Annotated in this window: 23 protein-coding genes; 9 read left to right on the top strand and 14 right to left on the bottom strand. The window is 67.6% G+C overall.

Annotation, left to right across the window (positions count from 1 at the left end; genetic code table 11):
* Window positions 1-54: 54 nt before the first annotated feature.
* Genes OHA70_RS28090 through OHA70_RS28070 form a run of 5 tightly spaced genes read right to left on the bottom strand, consistent with a single transcriptional unit; the run spans window position 55 to window position 4,647 of the window.
* On the bottom strand, window positions 55-975 hold the full coding sequence (locus tag OHA70_RS28090; protein ID WP_328322667.1) for an NAD-dependent epimerase/dehydratase family protein: 921 nt from the start codon (window positions 973-975) through the stop codon (window positions 55-57).
* Complete coding sequence (locus OHA70_RS28085) at window positions 972-1,565, bottom strand: dihydrofolate reductase family protein (protein ID WP_328322666.1); 594 nt, start codon at window positions 1,563-1,565, stop codon at window positions 972-974. Before OHA70_RS28085 ends, OHA70_RS28090 begins: the two co-directional genes overlap by 4 nt.
* The gene (locus tag OHA70_RS28080; protein WP_328322665.1) at window positions 1,562-2,857 is read right to left on the bottom strand and encodes an FAD-binding oxidoreductase; all 1,296 of its coding nucleotides are present in this window, start codon (window positions 2,855-2,857) and stop codon (window positions 1,562-1,564) included. Before OHA70_RS28080 ends, OHA70_RS28085 begins: the two co-directional genes overlap by 4 nt.
* 10 nt (window positions 2,858-2,867) lie before the next feature.
* Window positions 2,868-3,731, bottom strand: a complete 864-nt coding sequence (locus OHA70_RS28075) for a helix-turn-helix transcriptional regulator (RefSeq protein WP_328322664.1) — start codon at window positions 3,729-3,731, stop codon at window positions 2,868-2,870.
* A 31-nt stretch (window positions 3,732-3,762) separates the two neighbouring features.
* On the bottom strand, window positions 3,763-4,647 hold the full coding sequence (locus OHA70_RS28070) for an NAD-dependent protein deacetylase (RefSeq protein ID WP_328322663.1): 885 nt from the start codon (window positions 4,645-4,647) through the stop codon (window positions 3,763-3,765).
* 109 nt (window positions 4,648-4,756) lie between these two features.
* On the opposite strand from OHA70_RS28070, the gene OHA70_RS28065 reads away from it, so the two are divergent.
* Window positions 4,757-5,950: an MFS transporter gene (locus OHA70_RS28065; protein ID WP_328322662.1), complete on the top strand. Its 1,194-nt coding sequence runs from the start codon at window positions 4,757-4,759 to the stop codon at window positions 5,948-5,950.
* Here the strand turns inward: OHA70_RS28065 and OHA70_RS28060 are convergent.
* Entirely contained in the window at window positions 5,931-6,881 is a 951-nt protein-coding gene (locus OHA70_RS28060) for an NADP-dependent oxidoreductase (RefSeq protein ID WP_328322661.1), read from the bottom strand. The genes OHA70_RS28065 and OHA70_RS28060 overlap by 20 nt on opposite strands.
* Before the next feature lie 71 nt (window positions 6,882-6,952).
* Here OHA70_RS28060 and OHA70_RS28055 point away from each other — a divergent pair, with 71 nt between their 5' ends.
* The gene (locus tag OHA70_RS28055; RefSeq protein WP_328322660.1) at window positions 6,953-7,939 is read left to right on the top strand and encodes a GlxA family transcriptional regulator; all 987 of its coding nucleotides are present in this window, start codon (window positions 6,953-6,955) and stop codon (window positions 7,937-7,939) included.
* A 31-nt stretch (window positions 7,940-7,970) separates the two neighbouring features.
* Window positions 7,971-9,896: a potassium transporter Kup gene (locus OHA70_RS28050; RefSeq protein WP_328322659.1), complete on the top strand. Its 1,926-nt coding sequence runs from the start codon at window positions 7,971-7,973 to the stop codon at window positions 9,894-9,896.
* A gap of 11 nt (window positions 9,897-9,907) precedes the next feature.
* Here OHA70_RS28050 and OHA70_RS28045 read toward each other — a convergent pair whose 3' ends face one another.
* Together OHA70_RS28045 and OHA70_RS28040 are read right to left on the bottom strand one after the other, a co-directional pair.
* The gene (locus tag OHA70_RS28045; protein WP_328322658.1) at window positions 9,908-10,552 is read right to left on the bottom strand and encodes a response regulator transcription factor; all 645 of its coding nucleotides are present in this window, start codon (window positions 10,550-10,552) and stop codon (window positions 9,908-9,910) included.
* Between the two features lie 9 nt (window positions 10,553-10,561).
* Window positions 10,562-11,725 (bottom strand): sensor histidine kinase, encoded by a 1,164-nt coding sequence (locus OHA70_RS28040; protein WP_328322657.1) that lies wholly within the window; start codon window positions 11,723-11,725, stop codon window positions 10,562-10,564.
* Between the two features lie 174 nt (window positions 11,726-11,899).
* On the opposite strand from OHA70_RS28040, the gene OHA70_RS28035 reads away from it, so the two are divergent.
* Window positions 11,900-12,151 carry a hypothetical protein gene (locus OHA70_RS28035; RefSeq protein WP_328322656.1) on the top strand — a complete coding sequence of 84 codons (252 nt, stop codon included), beginning with the start codon at window positions 11,900-11,902 and terminating at the stop codon, window positions 12,149-12,151.
* A gap of 38 nt (window positions 12,152-12,189) precedes the next feature.
* Window positions 12,190-13,611: a serine hydrolase domain-containing protein gene (locus OHA70_RS28030; protein WP_328322655.1), complete on the top strand. Its 1,422-nt coding sequence runs from the start codon at window positions 12,190-12,192 to the stop codon at window positions 13,609-13,611.
* A 3-nt stretch (window positions 13,612-13,614) separates the two neighbouring features.
* Here OHA70_RS28030 and OHA70_RS28025 read toward each other — a convergent pair whose 3' ends face one another.
* Window positions 13,615-14,559: a threonine ammonia-lyase gene (locus tag OHA70_RS28025; protein ID WP_328322654.1), complete on the bottom strand. Its 945-nt coding sequence runs from the start codon at window positions 14,557-14,559 to the stop codon at window positions 13,615-13,617.
* Between the two features lie 83 nt (window positions 14,560-14,642).
* Between OHA70_RS28025 and OHA70_RS28020 the strand changes: the two genes are divergently transcribed.
* On the top strand, window positions 14,643-15,191 hold the full coding sequence (locus tag OHA70_RS28020) for a hypothetical protein (RefSeq protein ID WP_328322653.1): 549 nt from the start codon (window positions 14,643-14,645) through the stop codon (window positions 15,189-15,191).
* Between the two features lie 16 nt (window positions 15,192-15,207).
* On the opposite strand, the gene OHA70_RS28015 is transcribed toward OHA70_RS28020, so the two are convergent.
* Window positions 15,208-16,113 (bottom strand): LysR family transcriptional regulator, encoded by a 906-nt coding sequence (locus tag OHA70_RS28015; protein WP_328322652.1) that lies wholly within the window; start codon window positions 16,111-16,113, stop codon window positions 15,208-15,210.
* A 104-nt stretch (window positions 16,114-16,217) separates the two neighbouring features.
* Between OHA70_RS28015 and OHA70_RS28010 the strand changes: the two genes are divergently transcribed.
* Both OHA70_RS28010 and OHA70_RS28005 read left to right on the top strand, forming a co-directional pair.
* A complete protein-coding gene (locus OHA70_RS28010; protein WP_328322651.1) occupies window positions 16,218-16,772 on the top strand; it encodes a dihydrofolate reductase family protein in 555 nt (184 codons plus the stop codon).
* A gap of 3 nt (window positions 16,773-16,775) precedes the next feature.
* On the top strand, window positions 16,776-17,495 hold the full coding sequence (locus OHA70_RS28005; RefSeq protein WP_328322650.1) for a maleate cis-trans isomerase family protein: 720 nt from the start codon (window positions 16,776-16,778) through the stop codon (window positions 17,493-17,495).
* Between the two features lie 3 nt (window positions 17,496-17,498).
* Here OHA70_RS28005 and OHA70_RS28000 read toward each other — a convergent pair whose 3' ends face one another.
* Complete coding sequence (locus tag OHA70_RS28000; protein ID WP_328322649.1) at window positions 17,499-18,779, bottom strand: cytochrome P450; 1,281 nt, start codon at window positions 18,777-18,779, stop codon at window positions 17,499-17,501.
* Window positions 18,776-19,342 carry a TetR/AcrR family transcriptional regulator gene (locus OHA70_RS27995; protein WP_328322648.1) on the bottom strand — a complete coding sequence of 189 codons (567 nt, stop codon included), beginning with the start codon at window positions 19,340-19,342 and terminating at the stop codon, window positions 18,776-18,778. The genes OHA70_RS28000 and OHA70_RS27995 overlap by 4 nt, the downstream gene beginning before the upstream one ends.
* A gap of 86 nt (window positions 19,343-19,428) precedes the next feature.
* Here OHA70_RS27995 and OHA70_RS27990 point away from each other — a divergent pair, with 86 nt between their 5' ends.
* Window positions 19,429-19,833, top strand: a complete 405-nt coding sequence (locus OHA70_RS27990; protein ID WP_328322647.1) for a PPOX class F420-dependent oxidoreductase — start codon at window positions 19,429-19,431, stop codon at window positions 19,831-19,833.
* 74 nt (window positions 19,834-19,907) lie between these two features.
* Here OHA70_RS27990 and truB read toward each other — a convergent pair whose 3' ends face one another.
* The gene (gene truB, locus OHA70_RS27985; RefSeq protein WP_328322646.1) at window positions 19,908-20,897 is read right to left on the bottom strand and encodes a tRNA pseudouridine(55) synthase TruB; all 990 of its coding nucleotides are present in this window, start codon (window positions 20,895-20,897) and stop codon (window positions 19,908-19,910) included.
* Entirely contained in the window at window positions 20,878-21,315 is a 438-nt protein-coding gene (gene rbfA / locus OHA70_RS27980) for a 30S ribosome-binding factor RbfA (protein WP_328322645.1), read from the bottom strand. The genes truB and rbfA overlap by 20 nt, the downstream gene beginning before the upstream one ends.
* Between the last annotated feature and the right edge of the window lie 27 nt (window positions 21,316-21,342).

Raw genomic sequence — 21,342 nt, 5'->3', positions numbered from 1 at the left:
TGCTCCACCTGAGCATTCCTGCCGGTCCAGAACACTCACGTCGAGCACAAAGTGTCAGCGGGGGTTGGTGGTGCGCCAGGTGAGGTAGTCGGTGATTGCGGTGGGGACGTCGTAGGTGGGGGTGAAGCCGGTTTCGGCGGTGAGGCGGGTTATGTCCAGGTACGGGTCGTCGCCGGGGCCGTTCTGTCTGCCGGGGATGACGTCGAGCTGAGCGTCGGGGAAGGCTGCCTGCAGTGCGTCCACGACCTCGCTGTTCATGGATCGGCGGCCGTTGGAGATGTTGTAGGTGTCGTGCTGCAACGTCTCCGCTGTCATCAGCAGGGCGATCGCGCGGCCGGCGTCCGGGGCATAGCAGTTGTCGCCGCCGTCGCCAGCGTAGATGGGGCGCGGCGTCTCGCCACGGCGCAGTGTGCTGACGCACGCCGGGATGGGGTTGAACGGTGATTCCGGGTCCATCAGCGGTCCCCACGTACCTCCGATCCGGAGAAGTACCGGCTGGATGTCCGTGCCCTGGAGGCTGTGCGTCACCAACGGCTCGACCGCCTTCTTGAACGCGATGATCAAGTGCGGATAGGCCACGCTGGGAAGCGAGAGCTCTTCGTGCCAAGGGATCTCGGGCCGGCCTATGTACACGCCGATGCTGCTCGCGACCGCGAACCGGCGAACACCCCACGCGCGGGCAGCGTCCAGCGCGTTGAGCAGACCGGTCAGGTCCGTACGGAAGTAGTCGACCGCGTCCTCGCCGGGGACGGTGCCGGCCAGATGGACGAGGTCCGAGATCTCATACCGCTTGCCGAGGGCAAGGAATGCGTCCCGGTCGTTGGTGTCGAGGGACTCCACGACGACCTTGCCGGCCAGGAAGGACGGAACCTCGGTACGCCGGTACGCCGTGACCACAACCTCTTGCCCCAGCTCCACCAGCGCCCGAGCCGTCTGCGCGCCGATCATCCCCAGCCCTCCGGTGACGAGGATCATCGGATCACCTCGTAGTGGAGGTGCGTCACGCCATCCGCCGGTACTGCCTCGACGAGCCGCAAGCCCACATGCAAAGGCAACGATTGAAAGAACGGTCGGCCCCCACCCAGCAGGATCGGCACCTGATGCAGGACCAACTCATCGACCAGCCCCGCCTCGAGCGCCGCCGTCACCACGCCACCGCCCATCAGCGCGACGTCCTTCTCACCGGCGAGCTCGCGTGCGGCCGCGACAGCGTCCTCGATGCCGGTCGTGACTACCGTCTGACGATCCCTCGTCCCCGGAATCGGGCGATGCGTGAGCACGACCAGCGGCGCGTTCGGATGCGGCGTCCCGCCGTTGATCCAGCCGGAGTCGTCGTACGTGTTCCGCCCGGCGAGGCTCGCCCCGACCCGCGCGGCAAACGCGTCGAACACCCGCGCGCTCGCCGCACTCAACTTGAACCCATCGAACTCCTTGCTCGGCGTATCCCCAGCGAAGTACCAGTCGAACAGCATCGTCCCGTCGCCGAGCCCACGCCCCTCGCCCGGATCCCGCCCGGTGATGTACCCGTCGACCGAGACCGACAACGCGCTGAAAACCTTGCTCATGACACTCCTTGGACGAAGGTGAAGAGCCGGTCCGGGTCGTAGGCGTTCTTGACCGCGACCAGCCGTGGATAGTTGCCTGCGTGGTACGCCGGAGCCCAGTCGGGAAGCGCTGGGTCGGGAAAGTTGGGGTACACCCGGCCGGAGCCGTCGACGTGGGCCGTCGCCCAGGACTCGTCGACCCAGGGATCGTCCGCCTCGCCGATGTGTTCGAGCAGGAACCGCTCGCCGCGATGGGCGAACGCGGTCGCGTCCTCGGCGACCCGGTTGTAGGCGCCACCCATCGCGGTGAAGGCGATCTCCCGTCCGCCCTTGCGCAGTTGGGTCAGCAGCGACCCGAGGGTGCGCTCGGACATCGAACGGGAGAAGAACTCCGACCGCATCCGTACGGCGGGAACACCGCGCGGGTCGGCGAAGGTGCCCTTCAGACGTTGAAAGGGCAGGCCCGCACGCAACTCCATCGAGTCGGCCCGACCAGCCGACGAGACGAACGAATGCAGCAGCTCACGGGTCGGTTCCTCCCCGAGGAGCGAGGCGCCGAAGAAGGTCGCCTCCATCGGCACGCCGGGCTCCGACGCGACGCTGAGGTTGACGGTGAGTTGGTCCGGAGCGTCCGGCGCCCAGGCCTGCCAGGCCGCGACGACCTCCTCGAGAGCGACGCCGGACCAGCGCGCCTCGATGCGAGTCGTCAGCGGCTCGGGGACGGTGGCGAATCGCAGTACCGTCACTACGCCGAACTGACCGCCACCCGCACCACGCAGAGCCCAGAACAAGTCCGGTTCGTGGTCCTCATCGCAGTCCACGACGCTGCCGTCTGCGAGCACGACCTGTACTCCGATCAGCCGATCGCAGGTCAAGCCGTACCGCCGTCCGAGCAGGCCGATCCCGCCGCCGAGTGTGAGCCCGGTGATGCCGACGGTCGGACCGCATCCGACCGGCAAGGTGCGACCGTGGGTGTGAAGCGCGGAGTACACCTGCGCCAACCGGGCGCCGGCTCCGATCGTGGCGATCTCGCCTGCGACCGAGATGCCGTCGAGGCCGGACAGGTCGAGCAGGATCCCGTCCGTCGACGAGCGGCCAGCGAAGCAATGGCCGCCGCCGCGAAGCGCGACACGGTCTCCGGTACGAATCGCATAACGCACCGCGTTGACGACGTCCGAGACCGAGCGGCAGCGAACCACGAGCCGCGGCCGCACATCCTGGTAGGCGACGTTGACCGGTCGGCGGGCAGCGTCGTAGCCCGGCGAGTCGGGTCTGAACAACTCGCCATCGAGAGTCGCGGCCAGGTCGGGCATGAGCCCGAATCTACGAGCGGCCTACCGCCCCGGTCTTGAACAAATCGTGCACCCGCAACGGCCTGTCGCGGGTGGCGAGGAAGGGCTGGTACGACGCGGAGTGGTCGTGGCCGCACATGCACCGCTCGATGTCGCCGCCGAGGAGCTGGGTCGGGGTGACGCCCGTGAGACGGAGGCATTCCCGGCTCAGGTGAGCCTGGTCGGCGTACCCGGCGTCGATCGCGAGTCCTGCCATTCCGTCCGCACCGCGTCGACCGCTGGCGGTGGCACCGGCTTGAGCCAATGCGAGGAAGCCCTGGAATCGCAGGGTCCGTTGAAGAACCTTCGGGCTCATCCCCACCGCCTGCAGGCAACGGCGACGGAGTTGGCTCGATGACAACGCCAGGTGGTTTGCCAGGCTGTCGATGTTGACCGGGCGCCAGGGCATCAACGCCTGCACGGCCTCACCGACCAGCAGGTCCACGCCGGTACGCCGGAACTGCTGCAGAAGATCGGCTTGCAGGAGGAGCAGCCCGCGTTCCGGCGTACCGGCCGCAGCGACTGTCTCCACGAGACGGTCGGCCGAGTCGCGCCACAGGTCCGCGAGGCCGAGCCGCTGATCCACCAGGTCGTCGAGCACGGTCGGGAGCGGTGGCGGGGTGCCCGGAAGGAACCGTACGCCGACGATCGTGGTGTGCGGCGGAATGATCTCGACCTCGGGACCGGTCAGCGGGCCGACGAGTTGCGGGCGTCCGCCGATCGGGAAGTGGATCTCGACGCCGCCGGTGGGCAGATGTCGTTGCTCGTACGCCGTATCGCCGGTGCGCTGGATCCACACCGTGCGCACCATCGTCGCCAGTTCCGGCAGCGGCGGATGCTCGACGTAGGACTCCACGACGGCATCCTCGCACCCGGGAAGGCCGTCCTCAGAGGAGTGCGCCGGTGAGGCTGGTGAGCGCCTCTCCGAGCGGAAGGTTCACCCGTACCGCGGCGTACGGGTCGCCTCGGGTGATGCCCTGGTTGATGATCAGGACGGGTTTGCCGGCCTTCGCGGCGTACCGGACGAAGCGGAAGCCGGACATGACGGTCAGCGAGGAACCGAGGACGAGCACCGCGCGGGCGTCGTCGATCAGCCGGTAACAGCGCTCGACCCTGGTCTTCGGAACGTTCTCGCCGAAGAAGACGACATCCGGTTTGAGCAGCTCGGACCCGCAGTTGGTGCAGTCAACGAGATGGAAGTCCTTGACCACCTCGTCGGGCAGCTCGACATCGCCATCGGGGTTGATCCTGGTCGCCTGGCCGTCGAAGACCGGGTTGGCCGCGCGCAGCCGCCGATCGAGCTCTTCCCGCGGAGTCGTCTGCCGGCAGTCCAGGCAGATCACCCGATCGAGATTGCCATGCAGCTCGATCACGTCCCGCGCGCCCGCGGCACCGTGCAGCCCGTCGACGTTCTGGGTGATCACGCCGTCGACAAACCCTTGGGCTTGCAACGCGGCGACCGCCCGATGCCCCGCATTCGGATCAGCCCGAGCGATCGTCCGCCACCCGAGGTGACTCCGCGCCCAGTACCGCTGCCGCCCCGACTCACTCCCCACGAAGTCGCCGTACGTCATCGGCGTATGAGTCCGCAGACTCCCCGTCTCACCCCGATAATCCGGAATCCCCGACTCGGTCGAGATCCCAGCCCCGCTCAACACCACCACGCCCCCACCACCGACCACGTCGACAACGGGCGCGACGTCCGTAGTACCGGGAGCAAGCGACAGCACATCAGGCCCAGGAGACCAGGTCAGTGTGGGACGGGAACGCACCCCCCAAGAGTACGTCGACCCGGCAACGCGGGCGCTCGGCGAGACGGCGGACCAGCCCGCGGACGGCCCCGGATAGGGTTTGGGGAGTGTTGACGGGGGTTGGAGGGTGATGTTCGACCGGTCCGAGTCTGCGTTGGGGATCGTCTTCCGGTCGCGGGTCTACCGGGGTGCCTTCCTGGCCTTGCTGATCGCCGGGATCGGGATGTCAGCGGCCACACCCCAGCTGACCCTCTTCCTAGTACGGGAACTGCACACGCCACTACCCGTCGCCGGCCTGTACTACGTGACCAACCTCGCGGCCCCAATCGCCGGATACCTGGTCGGCCGGTTGTCGGACCGTACTCCCGAGCGGCTCCTCTGGTTCCGGATCTGCGCGCTGGTCGGCACCGTCGGATGGCTCGCGATGGCGGCCGCCAACACCGTCTGGCTGCCGTTCGTGATCAGTGCGATCGCGCTGAGCGTGTCCGGCGGCTCGATGGCGCAACTGTTCGCCGCCTGCCGGGACGAGCTGAGCCGGCACCCAACCAAGGCGGACAACCGGGTCATCGCAGCCGTCCGGATGGCCTTCGTGATCGGCTGGATCATCGGGCCCGTCGCCGGCAGCTGGTTCGGTGGCGAGTTCGGTCTGCGCGCTCTCCTGGTGGCGACCGCCACCTGCGTCTTCGCGCAGATGATCCCGCTCGGCCGCCAGCGAGTGGCGCGGTACGACGACGTCACCCTGATCCCGAGCCCCACGAGCCGGCGACAAATCGATCACATGATGCCGCTGCTCGTCTTCACCGCGATCTGCGTCCTCGCGATGACCGGCGACACAATCAAGTTCGGCTATCTCCCCATCTACATGGCCGAACAACTCCACGTCTCCGACACGATGCGCGGCGCGGTCATCGGCATCCAACCTCTGCTCGAGCTCCTCATGCTCCCGCTCGTCGCCCGCCTGGCCGACCGCTTCGGCGCGATGCCGGTGATGACAGTCGGAGCCGCCCTCGGCCTCGCCGGCAACCTCGCCTACGCAACCAGTACTTCCGTAGTCGCACTGTTCGTCGGCCAAGCACTCACAGCCGGCCTCTGGGCCTGCGTCGGCGCACTCGGCGTCTCCATCGCCCAGCACCTCTACCCCGAAGGCGTCGGCACAGCCTCCGGTATCTTCCTCAGCTCGATCCCCGTCAGCTCAGCCATCGGCGGCGCAACCGGCGGCCTCGGCGTGGCAGCCATCGGCCTCCCCCACGTCTTCTTCCTCCCCGCCGCCCTGACCGCCCTCGCCACAGTTGCCTTCGCCATCCTCAGCAAACGCGGAGAATAATCTTGCCGCTGGCCTGGTTGGTCTCTCCCCGGCGATGCGCGTCGGCCGCCTCGGCAAGCGGAAACACGGAGTCGATCTCCACCCGCAACCGGCCCTGCTCGACCAGGTCGGTGATGGCGGTCAGGGCCAGGCGGTCGGGCTCCACCAAGGTGAAGTCGGCGTGGATGCCGCGTCGCTTCGCCTCGGCCGCCGCGTCGTCCTCGACGTCGAGGATGGAGACGAGCGTGCCGGCGTCCTTGAGCACATGCACCGATCGCAGGCTGGTGTCGCCCGCGATCGGGTCGAAAACCACATCGACCGGGCGCTCTCGTAGTACGTCGACGAAGTCCACACCCCGGTAGTCGATGACCTCGTCGGCGCCGAGCGAGCGGACGAAGTCATGCTTGGGCGCGCTAGCGGTGCCGATGACATACGCGCCGAGACTCTTGGCGATCTGTACAGCCAAGTGGCCGACGCCGCCGGCCGCCGCGTGCACCAGTACCCGCTGTCCTGAGCTCAATCGCGCGGTATCGACCAAGCCCTGCCAGGCGGTCAGCGCAGCCAGCGGCAACCCTGCCGCCTGCTCGAAACTCAGCGCCGCCGGCTTCCGGACGAACTGGCGCGACGGAGCAACGACGTACTCCGCATAGCCACCCGGAAGCACTGGGAACCGAGGCATCCCCAGCACCTCGTCCCCCACGCGAAGCCAGGTCACGCCCCCGCCGACCTCCTCGACCACGCCGGCCACGTCGTACCCCAGGATCACCGGAGAATCCCCGTCGGCCAGCCGGCCTCCAAGCGCGCGGGCCTTCCAGTCCGTCGGATTGATCCCAGCCGCATGGACGCGCACGAGGATCTCGGTCAGCCCCGGCACCGGCCGCTCCACCTCCTGCAGACTCAAGACCTCAGGTCCACCGATCCCTTGCGCCACCACAGCCTGCATCGTCGTCATGGCCCGAGTCTTTCGGTTGCCCACCCGCTCTGCCTACTGGCCCGATGGACATCATGTGAAACTATCGGGCCATGTCCGCACAGCCGCATCGCGTCGCCGTCCTGGCGCTGCCGGGCGTCATCCCGTTCGAGCTCGCCATCCCGTCGAGGATCTTCGGCGGCGCGGTCTCGGCAGAAGACCACCGGCTGTACGAGGTGATCACCTGCACCATCGATGGCGAGCCCATCCGCACCGCCGAGGACTACTCGATCACCGTCCAGCACGACGCCTCGGTGCTCGCCACCGCCGACACCATCGTGATCCCGCCCACCCAGCTGCTCCACGACATCGTTGACGACGACGGCCTGCTCGACGACGACGTACGCCGCGCCCTCAAGCACATCCGCCCCGGCACCCGCCTCCTCGCGATCTGCACCGGTGCCTTCGTACTAGCCGCCGCCGGACTCCTCGACGGCCGGCCCGCCGCGACTCACTGGGCCGAGGCCGAGCAGTTCCAGCAACTGTTCCCCGCGGTACAGGTGGACCCCGTCGTCCTCTACATCGACGACGGCGACGTACTGACCTCCGCCGGAGTAGCAGCCGGTATCGACCTCTGCCTACACGTCATCCGCAACGACCACGGCAGCGCCGTCGCGAGTTCCGTCGCCCGCGCGTGCGTCGTACCGCCGAGACGCGACGGCGGCCAAGCCCAGTACGTCCGACGCCCGATCCCGCCCGGACAAGACGGCGGTACCGCGGCCACCCGCGCCTGGGCTGCCGAGCAACTCGGGCAACCGCTGAGCCTAGTCGAGCTCGCCGCGCACGCCCGGATGAGCGTCCGGACCTTCACCCGCAGATTCCGCGCCGAGACCGGTGTAAGCCCTGGCACCTGGTTGGCCATGCAGCGCTTGGACTACGCCCGTCAACTGCTGGAGGACACCGACCTGACAGTCGACCAGATCGCCGACCGTACCGGCCTCGGCAGCGGCACAAACCTGCGCCAACAACTCCGCGAGAGCACCGGCGTCTCCCCCATCGCCTACCGCCGCACCTTCCGCACCGGAGCCGACGCTTCCTGACGTCGGGTCTGCCGGGTGGTTGAATTCCCTCGTGACTCAGACGGAGAAGGCCGTGGGCGGTCCCCGGACGCTGGCGAAGGCTGCCCTGATGGTGGGGGCGCTGGGGGTCGTGTTCGGCGACATCGGGACCAGTCCGATCTATACGATCCAGACGGTCTTCAACCCCAGCGACCCGCACCCGGTGCCGGTGTCGACCGACAACGTCTTCGGGATCATCTCGCTGATCTTCTGGTCGGTGACGCTGATCGTGACGGTCAAGTACGTGCTGCTGGTGCTGCGGGCCGACAACGACGGCGAGGGCGGCATCCTGGCCCTGATCACGCTGATCCGAGGCAAGGCCGTCCCCGGCAGCAACCGGACGAAGTACATCCTGGCCGGGCTCGGCATCTTCGGCGCCTCGCTGTTCTTCGGCGACTCGATGATCACGCCGGCCATCTCGGTGCTGTCGGCGGTCGAGGGTCTGAAGGTGGTCCAGCCCGGATTCGACGACTGGGTGGTACCGATCACTGCGACCATCATCCTGGTGCTGTTCGCGGTCCAGCGGCTCGGCACCGCGAAGATCGGCCGCTCGTTCGGGCCGGTGATGGTCCTCTGGTTCACCGTGATCGGCGTGGCCGGAATCGGCGGCATCATCGATCACCCGCAGATCCTCAAGGCGCTCTCGCCGACCTACGCGATCGGCTTCATGACCGGTCACTTCGCGATCGCGTTCTTCGCGCTGGCCGCGGTCGTACTGGCGATCACCGGCGCCGAGGCCCTGTACGCGGACCTGGGCCACTTCGGCCGCGGACCGATCAGCCGGGCCTGGCTCTTCCTGGTCTTCCCCGCCTGCGTCCTGAGCTACCTCGGTCAGGGCGCGCTGATCCTCTCGGACTCCAGCAACATCAGCAGCCCGTTCTTCCTGCTGGTACCGGGCTGGGCCACGCTGCCGCTGGTCTTGCTCGCAACCGCGGCCACAGTGATCGCCTCGCAGGCCGTGATCACCGGCGCCTTCTCAGTTGCCCACCAGGCAGTGCAGCTCGGTTACCTGCCGCGGCTGCGGATCACGCACACCTCCGAGGAAGCCATCGGCCAGATCTACGTGCCGTGGGTCAACTGGGCGCTGATGATCTCGGTACTCACCCTGGTCTTCGCCTTCGAGAGCTCGGCGGCGCTGGCGTTCGCCTTCGGGATGGCCGTCACCGGCACGATCACGATCAACTCGATCCTGTTCTTCTACATCGTGCGACGCCAGTGGAAGAAGCCGCTCTGGCTGGTCATCGCCGGGGCCACGATCTTCCTCGCCGTCGAGCTGCTCTTCCTCGCGGCCAACCTAACCAAGATCGCCCACGGCGCCTGGCTGCCACTGATCATCGCGATCACGGTGTTCACCGTGCTGACCACCTGGCAACGCGGCCGGGTGATCGTGACCCAGCGGCGCGAGCAGCGGGAGGGTCCGCTCCGCGAGTTCATCGACGAGCTCCACGAGTCGTCGCCACCACTGCTGCGGGTGGCCGGTACCGCCGTCTTCCTGAACCGCAGCAAGACCAGCGTGCCGCTAGCGATGCGCGCCAACGTCGAGCACAACCACATCCTGCACCAGCACGTCCTCATCCTGTCGATCGAGACCGACCCGGTCCCGCACGTCGACGTCGCCGACAGCATCACCGTCGACGACCTCGGTCACCTCGACGACGGGATCATCCACGTCTCCGCCCGGTTCGGCTACATGCAGACGCCGGACGTTCCCGCAGTACTCCGCCTGGCGGCCGAGAAGAGCTCCGAGATGTCCGCCGACCTCGACGACACGTCGTACTTCCTGTCGACGATCGAACTGGGTCTCGGCGACGCGCCGGGAATGACCCGCTGGCGCAAACGCCTCTTCATCGCCACCTCCGGCATCACCGCCGACGCGGCCGAGTACTTCAGCCTCCCCCGCGACCGCGTCGTCATCATGGGCTCCCGCATCGACGTCTGATCAGCGCCGGGCTACTGCCCGACCAGGTGGTTTTCCCAGGCCCAGATGGCTAGTTCTGTTCTGTTGCGGAGGTTCAGTTTGCGTTGGGCGCTGGACAGGTGGGACTTGACGGTGGAGAGGGAGACGACGAGTTCGTCGGTGATCTCGTTGTTGGTACGGCCGCGGGCGACGGCCTTGACGACCTCGGTTTCGCGGTCGGTCAGGGGGTTTTCGGCGACTGGCTTGGCGCCGCGGGTGAATTGTTCGAGCAGCCTGGTGGTGACCGATGGCGAGACCATTGATTCACCTTGAGCGGCAGCCTCGACGGCCTCGATCAGCAGGCGCGGGCCGGCGTCCTTGACCAGGAAGCCGCAGGCGCCGGCGCGGAGGGCGGCGTAGACGTTTTCGTCTAGGTCGTACGTCGTCACAACAACGATTCGCAGCGGCTCGGCGACGCCGGGACCGGCCAGCAACCGGGTCGCCTGGAGTCCGTCGATGCGCGGCATGTTGATGTCCATCAGCGTCACATCCGGCCGCAACTCGCGAGCCAGCCGGACCGCCTCGTCGCCGTCGCCGGCCTCGCCGACCACCTCCAGCCCAGGCTCCGACTCGAGGATCAACCGGAACCCGGTCCGAACCATCGCCTGATCGTCGGCGATCAACACCCGCGTGACCATCATCAGCTCCTAGATCCAAGACCGCTCGTCGGGCAGCGGCAGTACCGCAGTCACCAACCAGTTGCCACCCACATCGAGACCGGCCATCAACGTACCTCCCACCGCCTCCGCGCGTTCCCGCATCCCGACCAGCCCGTACTCCGAACCGCCACCACGCGCCTCCTCACCATGGTTGCCTGCAGCAACTTGATTGGCGATCTGCAGCACGAGCACCCCACGGCCAGGACGAGCTGTCACGTCGATCGGCGTACCGGGTTCGCCATAGCGGCGGGCATTGGTCAGCGCCTCCAACGTGATCCGGTGCGCCGCGCTGATCAACTCGGCCGGTACGACGAAGTCCTGGCTGGCCAGCCGTACCGACTCATCGTTGCCGCAAGCATCCTTCAACGCATCCGTGAGGGTGGCGAAGGTGTCCGTCCGCAACATGCCGACCAGCCGGCGCATCGCGGTCAGCGCCTCGGTACCGGCCTCCTCGATCTCGGCCAGTACTGCGGGATTGTGGCGCGGCGACATTTGGGCGCCCTGGGCAAGTACCACGATCCCGGTCACGTGGTGGGCGACGAAGTCGTGCAGCTCCCTGGCCAGGTTCAGTCGCTCGAGCTCGCGAGTTGTCGTCTGGGCGGTACGGCGGAGGTTGTCGGCATCACGGAGTACTAGGCCGACTCCTACGCTCGCGCCCCAGAGCACTGCGGCCGGAACTGCGAGCAGCGCCCAGTCGGAGTCGATCCCCGGTCGGAGGAGAGGGTTCAACGTCATCGCGATCCCGGCGAGCGCGGCCAACGGGATCGCCTGGCGGGGCGCCGACTTGCGGCAGATCGACCCGACCAGGATGGCCAGTCCGAGCACCTCGGCGACCGATGGCCGGATGATCTGCCGATCTTCCGCGGCCAGTAGCTGGACGGCGACCACGGTGACCAGCAGGGACGCCAGCGAGGCCGCCAACGTGCCGAGGACGAGACGCGGGAACCTGTGCCTGATCAGTACCACCGCCACGATCAGGCCGCTGATGACCATGGCAGCCAGCCGAACGGCGAGGATCGCGACGTCCCCGACGGGGCGGCCGGCGTAGTTCAGCCAGCCGTCGGCGAACAGGGCCAGCCAGAGGAGCACGACCTCGACACCGAAGGGCGTCCAGCGCAGGTGGCCGGGCGGCGCTGCCGTAGTACGGGTCATGGCTCCAGCATGCCTGGTTCCGTTGGTTGCCGACGTCAACCACGGGGCCAGTTGGGTACCTGGCCAGAAGTACGAGGTCCATCGCGCGGTTTCGTTCGCGCGGTCGATGCTCCGGCCCGGTGGCGCTCGTAGTTTCGAAGTACCGAACGAACCCCGCCGAAAGGAAGAAGACCGATGAACGACAAGCCCGTATGGCCCGCCGACGAACCGTGGTGGCAGTTCACGCCGAAGAACCTCGCCACCGGCTACCTGACCCTGGCCGCCGCCGGCGTGCTCCTCATCTGGAGCGGCACCGAACTACTCGGCGGCAGTCCCGACCGCAACCAGACCATCCTCTTCATCATCATCGCGGTCTGCGGCGTCGTGATGCTCTTCCAGTCCACGTACGGCCTGAAGAAGCTCCTCCGCCGGCGCAACAGCCGCTGACCCGTAATTCGATTGTGCGGCCTTGTTACGGTCCTTGCATGTCCTCCCAGCGCCCGCTGTTGCCGCGCTCGACACCGACCGCCTCAGGGGTGTCGAGTCGCGCGATCGCCATGCTGCTGGACCGGCTCGACGAGCAGTCCATCGAGTGTCACTCGCTCATGATCGTCCACCGGGGACACATCGTCGCCGAAGGCTGGTGGGCGCCGTACTCGGCCGATCGCCGGCACCTGCTCTACTCGCTGACCAAGTCGTTCACCTCGGTCGCGGTGGGGCTCGCGATCGCCGACGGGCTGCTCTCGCTGGACGATCTGGTGGTCGACGTGTTGCCCGATCACGTACCGGCCGACATCTCGGAGCAGGGACGCCGCATCACCGTCCATCATCTGCTGTCCATGACGGCCGGCCACGGTGATGACTCGCTCGTCGAGGCCTGGGAGCTCGAACCGGACGACCTGACGAAGGGCTTCCTGCGGGTGGAGTTTTCCGAGCCTGAGGGGACTCGGCACACCTACGACAACTCGACCACCTACATCCTGGCCCGGATGGTCGAGCGGGTCACCGGTCGCGGTCTGCCGGAGCTGCTCGACGAGCGACTGTTTGCGCCGATGGGCATCGAAGGCGCCGAGTGGGACCGGGTGGCGAGCGGCGCCGCCTTCGGCTTCCACGGACTGCACCTCACGACCGAGGCCATCGCCGCCTTCGGCGAGTTGCTGCTGCACGGCGGTGTCTGGGCTGGTCGCCAGCTCGTACCGCGCGAATGGCTGGAGCTGGCGACCAGACCGCACATCGAGACGCCGCCCTTGCCGAACTGGCCGCAGAACCCCGACTTCCTGTGCGGGTACGGCTACCAGTTCTGGATCTCGCGGCACGGCTTCCACGGCCACGGCACCCTCGGCCAGTACTGCGTGGTCGTACCGTCCCACGACCTCGTCATCGCCCTGACCGGCGCCGTCGATCCAACAGACGTCCTACCCGGCCTCTTCTGGGAGACCCTCCTGCCCGGCCTTGACGCTGCAACCCCCGAAGACGACGAACGGCTCGCCGATCGCCTGCGGCAGCTGTCCCTCACCCCGGTACCGGGGTCAGCCGCTCCATTGCGTTCTGCCGCGGCGACGATCGACGCCACCCCCGAGAACTCGGCCCTCCCCCACGGAACCCCTGTCACCCTCGACCCGATCCCCGGCGGCTGGCACCTACAACTCGGCTCATCCCTCACACTCGAAGTCGGCCACACGGATTGGCGCGAAAGCTCACCCCTCGGCCGCCCCCTCATCGCAACCGGCGCCTGGCAGGACGAGGTGTTCGTAGCCGACCTCTACGTCATCACCACACCGCATCGGGTCCGGCTGGTGATCGACGCGGAGAAGGCGGTCGCGACCTGGAGCACCGTGCCGCTGACCGGCCCCGACCTGGTACTACACCTGCGCTCCCCCTTGATGACCAGGCCCGACGTCGCGTAAGCCCTACCGGATCCAGCGAGCGAAATCGGTCGGGGTGACGTTGCCTCCGCAGAGGATGGTGGCGACTGTCTTGCCGTTGAAGCGGCCGTTGGACTCCAGGATCGCGGCGACTCCGAGGGCCGCGGCCGGTTCAACCACCAGGCCTGCGTGGAGGTAGAGCAGGCGCATCGCCTCGACGATGCCCTCCTCGGTCACCAGGACCGCGTCGTCCGCGACTGCAGTCAGGTCCTCGAGTACCTCCGGGATGACGTACCGGCCGGCGACACCATCCGCGATGGTCTCCGGGGCGCCGACCTCGACCGGGCGACCGGCACGCAGGGCCAGCGTCATCGCGGGGGCCTTCTCCGGCTGGACGCAGATGACCTCGGTGGTCTTGCAGAGACTCTTCACGGCGAACCCCACGCCAGAAGCCATCGCACCAGCTCCCAGCGAGATCAGTACCGAGTCGAGCTCAACAGGCAGCTCAGCAAGCTCGACTCCGATCGTTGCTGCTCCTTCGCAGGTACCGATGTCCTTGCTGTCCTCAACCAAGAACGCGCCTGTCTCAGAAGCAAACCGTTCGGCGGTTTCGAGAGCCGCCTCGATCTCGCCGTCCACCAGCACCACGGTGGCACCAAGCGCCTTCATCCGCTCGATCTTCAGCGGATTGGCTGCCGCCGAAGCGACCACCGTGACCTCGATCCCCCGCCGCCGCCCGCTGTATGCGAGTGCCTGCCCGAGATTCCCCGCACTCGCGCAAACCACAGCACCGGCTCCCGGCAGCCTGCTCAGAACGGTCTCCGTCCCACGCCCCTTGAAGGATCGGACTGGATTCACCGTCTCCACCTTCAAGATCACCCGGCACCCCAGCACCTCCCCCAGCGCCCCACAGTCGTACTGCGGCGTCTCCCGAAACACCGGATCGATCTGCTCACGAGCCTGGAGAATTCGCGCCAGCTCCAACCGCACCGCAACCTCCCCGATCGCCACCCCGACCAAGCAGCCCACGCTAGCTCTTGTTCAGGGCGAGGACCGGGTCCAAACTGCGACTGATGTCGACCGAACTGACGCGCGGCGTGGTGACCGGGGTCCTTGCGTTGCTGACCGCCGGGGTGATCGCGCTCGTCAACAGCTGGATCTCCACGCGCGCGGGGATCGACGAGAACCTTCGCGATCAACGGCTAGCGGCCTATCCAGAGCTGTGGAAGGCCACCGGTGCTGTGCCCCGCTGGCCGCGCACCGAGCCGACGCGCGGCCAACTCGAGCAGCTCCACGAGTCGTACCGGACCTGGTACTACTCGAAGGGCGGACTCTTCATGTCGGAGTCGGCGCGCGCCCGGTACGGCGATGTCCAGGAACTGCTCGACGCCGTCCTCCAGCACAAATCGCCTGACGGGGTGCTGACCGCTGGCGCCTACACAGACCTGATGCTGACCACGAGCGCCCTGCGGACGGCAATGACCCAAGACCTCGACACTCGCCGCCGACGATCAGTACTCCAGCGGTGGCAGCGCGCACGCTGGCACCGCAAAGCCGCCGCGGACGCCCAGGTCCGAATCAAGCGCACCGCCGCCTCATCGTCTCCGTTCGAACCTCGTTAGCTTCCGGTCTTGCACATCAGGTGGGCCGGACGAGGACCTGTTCGACGGTGGCGACGAAGGTGTCGCGGGCGGGATGTTCTTGCCCCTTCAGCCAGGCCAGTGCGGTCGATGAGGGCGGGAGGTCCCGTACCGGCACGATCGCGATGCCCGGGTGCCGGAAGTGTTCCGCGAACGGGGCCACGGTCGGGTGGATCAGCCGGCCCTGGGCGATGAGCAGGAGCAGCTCAGAGATGTCGTTGACTTGCAGATCGAACGGCACGATCGGGCGGCCGCTGGGCGTGTGAGTCGGACAGCTGACCTCTGCCAACTCCGGCACGTCGGATGGCCTCCGCACCGGGTAGTCCGCGAAGTCTTCCACCGAGACGTCGCGCCGGCCGGCGAGTAGATGGTCCGTGGCGACCATGAGCACGCGGGGCTCGTCCTGGGAGAGCAGCGGACCGATCGCGATGTCGGGTTGGTCGAGGGGCAGTCGCGTCACCAGCAGATCCACCTCGCGTCGGCGGAGCGGGCCGAGCCGGTCGTTCAAAGGGGTCGCGATCAGGCGTACGGAAGCGCCTTCGTACTGGGCTTCGAAGAGCGTGACCGCCTTGTTCAAGACGAGGGTGCCGGAGGCGGCGTTGAGGACGCCCAGGCGGATCAGCCCCGGGCCGGTCGCTCGCGTCTGGGCGCGGGCGAGCGTGTTGTCCAGGCCGGTCACAACAGGTGCGAGTTCGTCGTGCAGGGCACGTCCGGCGGCGGTCAGGGTGACGACGCGGCTGGTGCGGTCGAACAAGGGCCGTCCGCCGAGCTTGCGCTCGAGGGCTCGCAGCGACTGGCTGGTTCGCGAGGTGGTGAGGCCGAGGCGTTCCGCAGTACGGCCGAAGTGCAGCTCCTCGGCCAGTACGAGGAACAGGCGGAGTTCTCGCAGCTCGACGTCGACCATCGTGAAGCCACGCTACACGGTGGATACCCGAAACCGGCCTTGATGCCCGGCTGCCCGCCTGCGACCGTCGAGGCAGGAGCCAACGAGAGCAAGGAGAGGCAGCCATGCGAGACGTCATTCTGTACATGTCGATGTCGCTGGACGGGTTCGTCGGCAGCGACCGTGAGCACCCGGGAGTCGCGATCCCCGAAGGCGCTGCGCTGAAGCAGTGGAAGCTGGACCGGGTCCGCAAGGCCGGTGCCCACCTGATGGGCCGGGTCACGTACCAGGAGATGTCATCCTTCTGGCCGCAGTCCGACGACGCATACGCGCAGCCGATGAACGACATCCCCAAGATCGTGTTCTCCAAGTCGCTCAGCGACGCCGAAGCCGGCTGGCCCGAGACCCGGGTCGCGCGCGGCGACCTCGCGACCGAGATCGCGGCCATCAAGGCCGAGCCCGGCCAGGACGTGATTGTCTGGGGTGGTCGCCGGTTGGCCGGCGCGCTGGCCGCCGCGAACCTGATCGACGAGTACCGCCTTCTGGTCCAGCCGCTGATCCTGGGCCGCGGACAGGCGCTGTTCGACCAGCTTTCGGAGTCACGGCACCTGGACCTCGTGGAGACCACTCCGTTCCCCAGCGGCATCGTCGTCCACACCTACCGCCCCCAGCACGCCTGAGCGGTGCTCACGGTTGGGGTGCTGACGCCGCATGCCGCAGCGGGGCCCGAGGTCGAGATTCCCGCGATGGCGATGCTGGACGTGGTGGTCGCACGCGTAGAGCGACGCGGTGACACCACTCCGATGCCGCCAACTGCGGCTACTGAGCTTCGCGCGCTCGCCACACTCGCGGCGTTGCGGCCGGCCGTTGAGTCGCTGCGCGAGGCTTCGGTCGACGTCATCGCTTATGCCTCGACTACGTCCGGATACGCGATCGGGTACGCGTCCGAGGTCAGCCTGGTCGGACGTGTTCAGGAGCTGGCCGGCGTACCGGTTGTGTCGAGCGGGATTGCTGCTGTGGAGGCGTTGAAGGCTTTCGGCGTACGCCGGGTCGCGCTGATCCATCCGCCGTGGTTCGAGTCGGAGGTGGGAGACCTTGGCGCGGGGTACTTCCGCGATCAGGGACTCGACGCCATCACGTTGACCGCGACAACGCTCCCCACGGACCCGGCTGAGGTGCAGCCTGAGCAGGTGATCGAGTACGTCAGCGATCGGGTGGACGCCTCGACCGAGGCGGTGTTCATCGCCGGCAACGGCTTTCGTGCGGCACGCGCGATCGAGGAGCTCGAACGGCGTACCGGGCAATTGGTGCTCGAGGCGAACCAGGTGTTGCTCTGGGCGATCCTGGCGGCGACCGGAACGAAGCTCCGGGTCGACGGATTCGGACGGCTGTTCAGCGCGTAGGAGTCAGCGGGTCGCGGTTGAGGCTCGGCGTACGGGGGTGGCATTGCGGACCGGGAGGTGGATGGGGCCGCGGATGGTGTTGGAGTTGCGGCGGCGGGTCGGGCCGGTGCGGCGGAGGGTGGGGGCGCGTTCGGCGAGGGTCTGCAGCGCGATGGTGGCTTCGAGTTGGGCGAGGGGCTGGCCGACGCAGTAGTGGATACCGCTGGAGAAGGCGAGGTGGTCGGCGGTGTGGTCACGGGTGATGTCGAAGCGGTTGGGGTCGGGGAATGTGTCGGGGTCACGGTTGGCGGCGCCGAGCAGGGTGACGACGAATTGCCCTTTGTGGACAGGCTTTCCGGCCAGCTCGAGCGGTTCCAGGGCGAAGCGGCCGGTCCGTTGGACAGGCGGGTCGAATCGCAGCGTCTCCTCGACCGCCTTGGCCGCCATGGTTGCCGGATCCGCACAGAGCGCATCCCATTGCTCGGGGTTGTCAAGCAGAGCGTTGACCGCGTTGCCGATCAGGTTGACCGTCGTCTCGAAGCCTGCGACCAGCAGCAGAATGCACATCGGCAGCATCTCGCCGGGCTGGATCTGATCGCCTTCCGCGGCGACCAATCGGGAGATGATGTCATCGGCCGGCTCGCGTCGGCGGAGTGCGAACAGCTCCGTGAACAACGCGTTCAACTCGGCGTCAGCCTTCTGCAGCCGGGCAGCGTGGGACAGCGATTGAACCCCGTCGAGCGCGCCACCGATGACGGTCCCGTAGCGGGAGAAATTCTCCGCGTCCGCCGCTGGGATGCCCAGCAGGTTGGTGATGACCGCGATCGGCAAGGGCGCGGCCAAGGTACTGACGAGATCGAAGCTTCCAGTCGCTCGATCCAGCAGCTGATTGACCGTGCCCTCGATCTGCGGCCGGTAGCCGGCCATCTGCTTGGGGCTGAACGCCGGTTGGGCGAGCCTGCGCAGGCGAGTGTGATCCGGCGGGTTCATGTCGAGGAAGGACAGATCGACCTCGTCGGTGGGCGTCTCGCCGATCGGGGTGCCTGCCGGGCGTACGCCGAAGCGGCGATCCCGTAGTACCGACTTGCAGACCGGATGACTTGTACTCACCCAGTTCCCCAGCCGCGTGGGAGCCAACGGGCCGCCCCGGCGGATCCGCTCGTAGATGAGATACGGGTTGTCCCGCCCCGGCCGCAACTGCAACAACGCCATCGGATCATCCCGGACATAGCCGGTCCACAGGGTGTTCAGGCGCTGCCGATAAAGGCTTGTGGCGAACGACAGGGTCTGGCTGAGCTTGGTCATTGCGATCCTTCCGCGAGGCCTCTGGGTGTGCCCAGGCCGCCGATGATGGTGTCGACGACCAGCTTGGGAGCGTCGCGCGGCGCCAAATGCCCGGAGTCGATGGAATCGGCCGCGACATAGACGAGCGAGTAGTACGTCTGCAGCAACCAGAAGTCCGCCACATCGCCGCGCAAGACACCACGCACCTGCGCCCGCTTGAGCACCGCGAGCGCCCGCGGCTCAACCGCACACCACCGCTCACTGATGTCCTCCGCCCGATCAAGACTCGGATTCCGCCACAGAAACGCCAGGTACGGCCCGATCGGCACCATCGCCTCGGTCAACGCCCGCAGCCCACCATCGTCGGCCGTCGAACGCTCGGCGGTAGCGATCACTTCCTCACACAGATCGATCGCCCGATGCCCAACCGCCCTGATGAGGTCATCCCGAGTCGCGTAGTGCTTGTGCAGCGTCGTCCGCCCGATCCCCGCAGCCTGCGCAACCTCAGCCAACGAGGCCGCCGGCTCGGCAACAAGCACCTCCACAGCCACATCCAGCAACGACCGCCGCACCCGAACACTCATGTTCAGCACTGTACAAGCATGTTCAACCGCGGGCAGTGCTGAGCAGCAGCCACGACCCGGACCTACCCGCGCCGTACTCTGCCGGGATGGAGATCCCGGTGGCCTTTCATGAACTGCTCGACTCGACAGCGGTGGCTTTCGTCTCGACCCTGGGCAAGCAGGGCGAACCACAGACCACGCCTCTGTGGTTCCTCTGGGACGGAGGTGCCGTCCACATCAGCCTCGTCGAAGGCCGCCAGAAACTGCGCAACCTGCGCCGCGACCCTCGCATCACCCTCGTCGTGGTCGACCCCGCTCGCCCGACCCACTACATCGAACTCCGCGGAACCATCACCGACCTCACCCCGGATCCCGCCCTCAAGCTGGAGCGGGCGATCGCGGAGAAGTACACCGGGGACTGGACGGACATCGAACCACCCGGCACCCCGCGCTACGCAACCACCATCCGCCCGGCAAAATTCACCACCCAACTCGACCCACCACCCAACTGACCCAGCTCCACACCGGGAAGGCACCGGCAAGGCCTGCGCAGCGGGCGACGGAGCAGGAGCGGTGGGGTGTGGTGCTAGCTGACGAAGACGGCGGTGGGTTTGGCTAGGGGGCCGCAGGGTTCGTACAGGGCCAGGAAGGTGCCGTCTGGGGCGAACATGGCGGTTTGGGTGTCGGGAGTTAGTTTCAGGCCGGGTAGCGGGCGGCCGGTACGGATGGCTGCTGCTTGTTCGGCGTCGGCGTCGAAGCGGGGGAACGTGTCGGCGGCGACGTCTGCGATCGGGAGCATCGTGAACGACTCCCCCAGCTCCTCCAGCGTGTGCGCCGACGACATGTCGAACGCACCTACCCGGGTACGGCGAAGCGCCGTGAGGTGTCCGCCAACCCCGAGGTCGGCGCCGAGGTCGCGGGCCAGCGCCCGGATGTACGTGCCGCTCGAGCAGTCGACGGAGATGTCGACCTCGATGCCGTCGGCAACAGTTCGTACGTCGAGTACGTCGTACCGGCTGATCGTCACGGTGCGGGCCTTCAGCGCGACCTCTTCGCCCGCCCGGACGCGTTCGTACGCACGCTTCCCGTCGACCTTGATCGCGGAGACCTTCGACGGCACCTGCGAGATCTCGCCGCGGTAGCTCGTGACAGCCGTCTCGATCGCCTCGGCGGTCACCTCAGCCAAAGCCGCAGGAGTGGCCGAGACGGTGAGCTCCCCTTCAGCGTCGTCCGTGGAGGACGTGGCACCAAGGAGCATAGTCGCGTCATACGACTTCGAGGCCAGCTGCAAATGCCCCAGCAACCGCGTGGCCCGGTTCAGCCCGACCACCAGTACGCCGGTAGCCATCGGGTCCAGCGTCCCCGCATGGCCCACCTTCCGGGTCCCCGCCAGCCGCCGCACCCGAGCGACCACCGTATGCGAGGTCAGCCCCGCCGGCTTGTCGACGATCACAATCCCATCGGCAACAGACGCATCGAAGGCAACAGCTGGAGTACCGGAGGCAGCGGACGCGCCCGTGTCCTCCGAGGCGGAGGAGACAGGCGCGTCCACGGCGTCACTCGTCGTCGGAGTCATCGTCCTCGCGGTGCTTGTACGGGTCGGCGTCGCCGGCCGGCTTGGCGCCTGCAGCGGCCTTCGCCACCTCAGCGTCCGCCTGCCGAGCCTTCGCCAGCAGCTCCTCGATCTGGCCGGCCGTCTCCGGTACCGCGTCCAGGTAGAACGCCAGGCTCGGAGCCCGTCGCAGGCCCAGTGCCTTGCCGACCTCGCTGCGGATCAGCCCACGGGCCGACTCCAGCGCCGCGGCCGTCGACACCCGGTCCTGCTCGCCGCCGTACACCGTGTAGAAGACGCTCGCCTCGCCCAGATCGGCGGTCAGCTTGGCGTCCGTCACGGTGACGAAGCCGAGCCGCGGGTCCTTGACCCGGCGCTCCAGCAGCTCCGCGACCAGGACCTGGATCCGGTCGGCCAACTGCTTCGCCCTTGCTTCACCCATCAGGGCTCACTCCCTCTGTCTTTCACG

This window comes from Kribbella sp. NBC_00382 (assembly GCF_036067295.1).
In the GTDB taxonomy this organism is placed as follows: domain Bacteria; phylum Actinomycetota; class Actinomycetes; order Propionibacteriales; family Kribbellaceae; genus Kribbella.
This window is presented reverse-complemented; position numbering and strand designations above follow the sequence as displayed.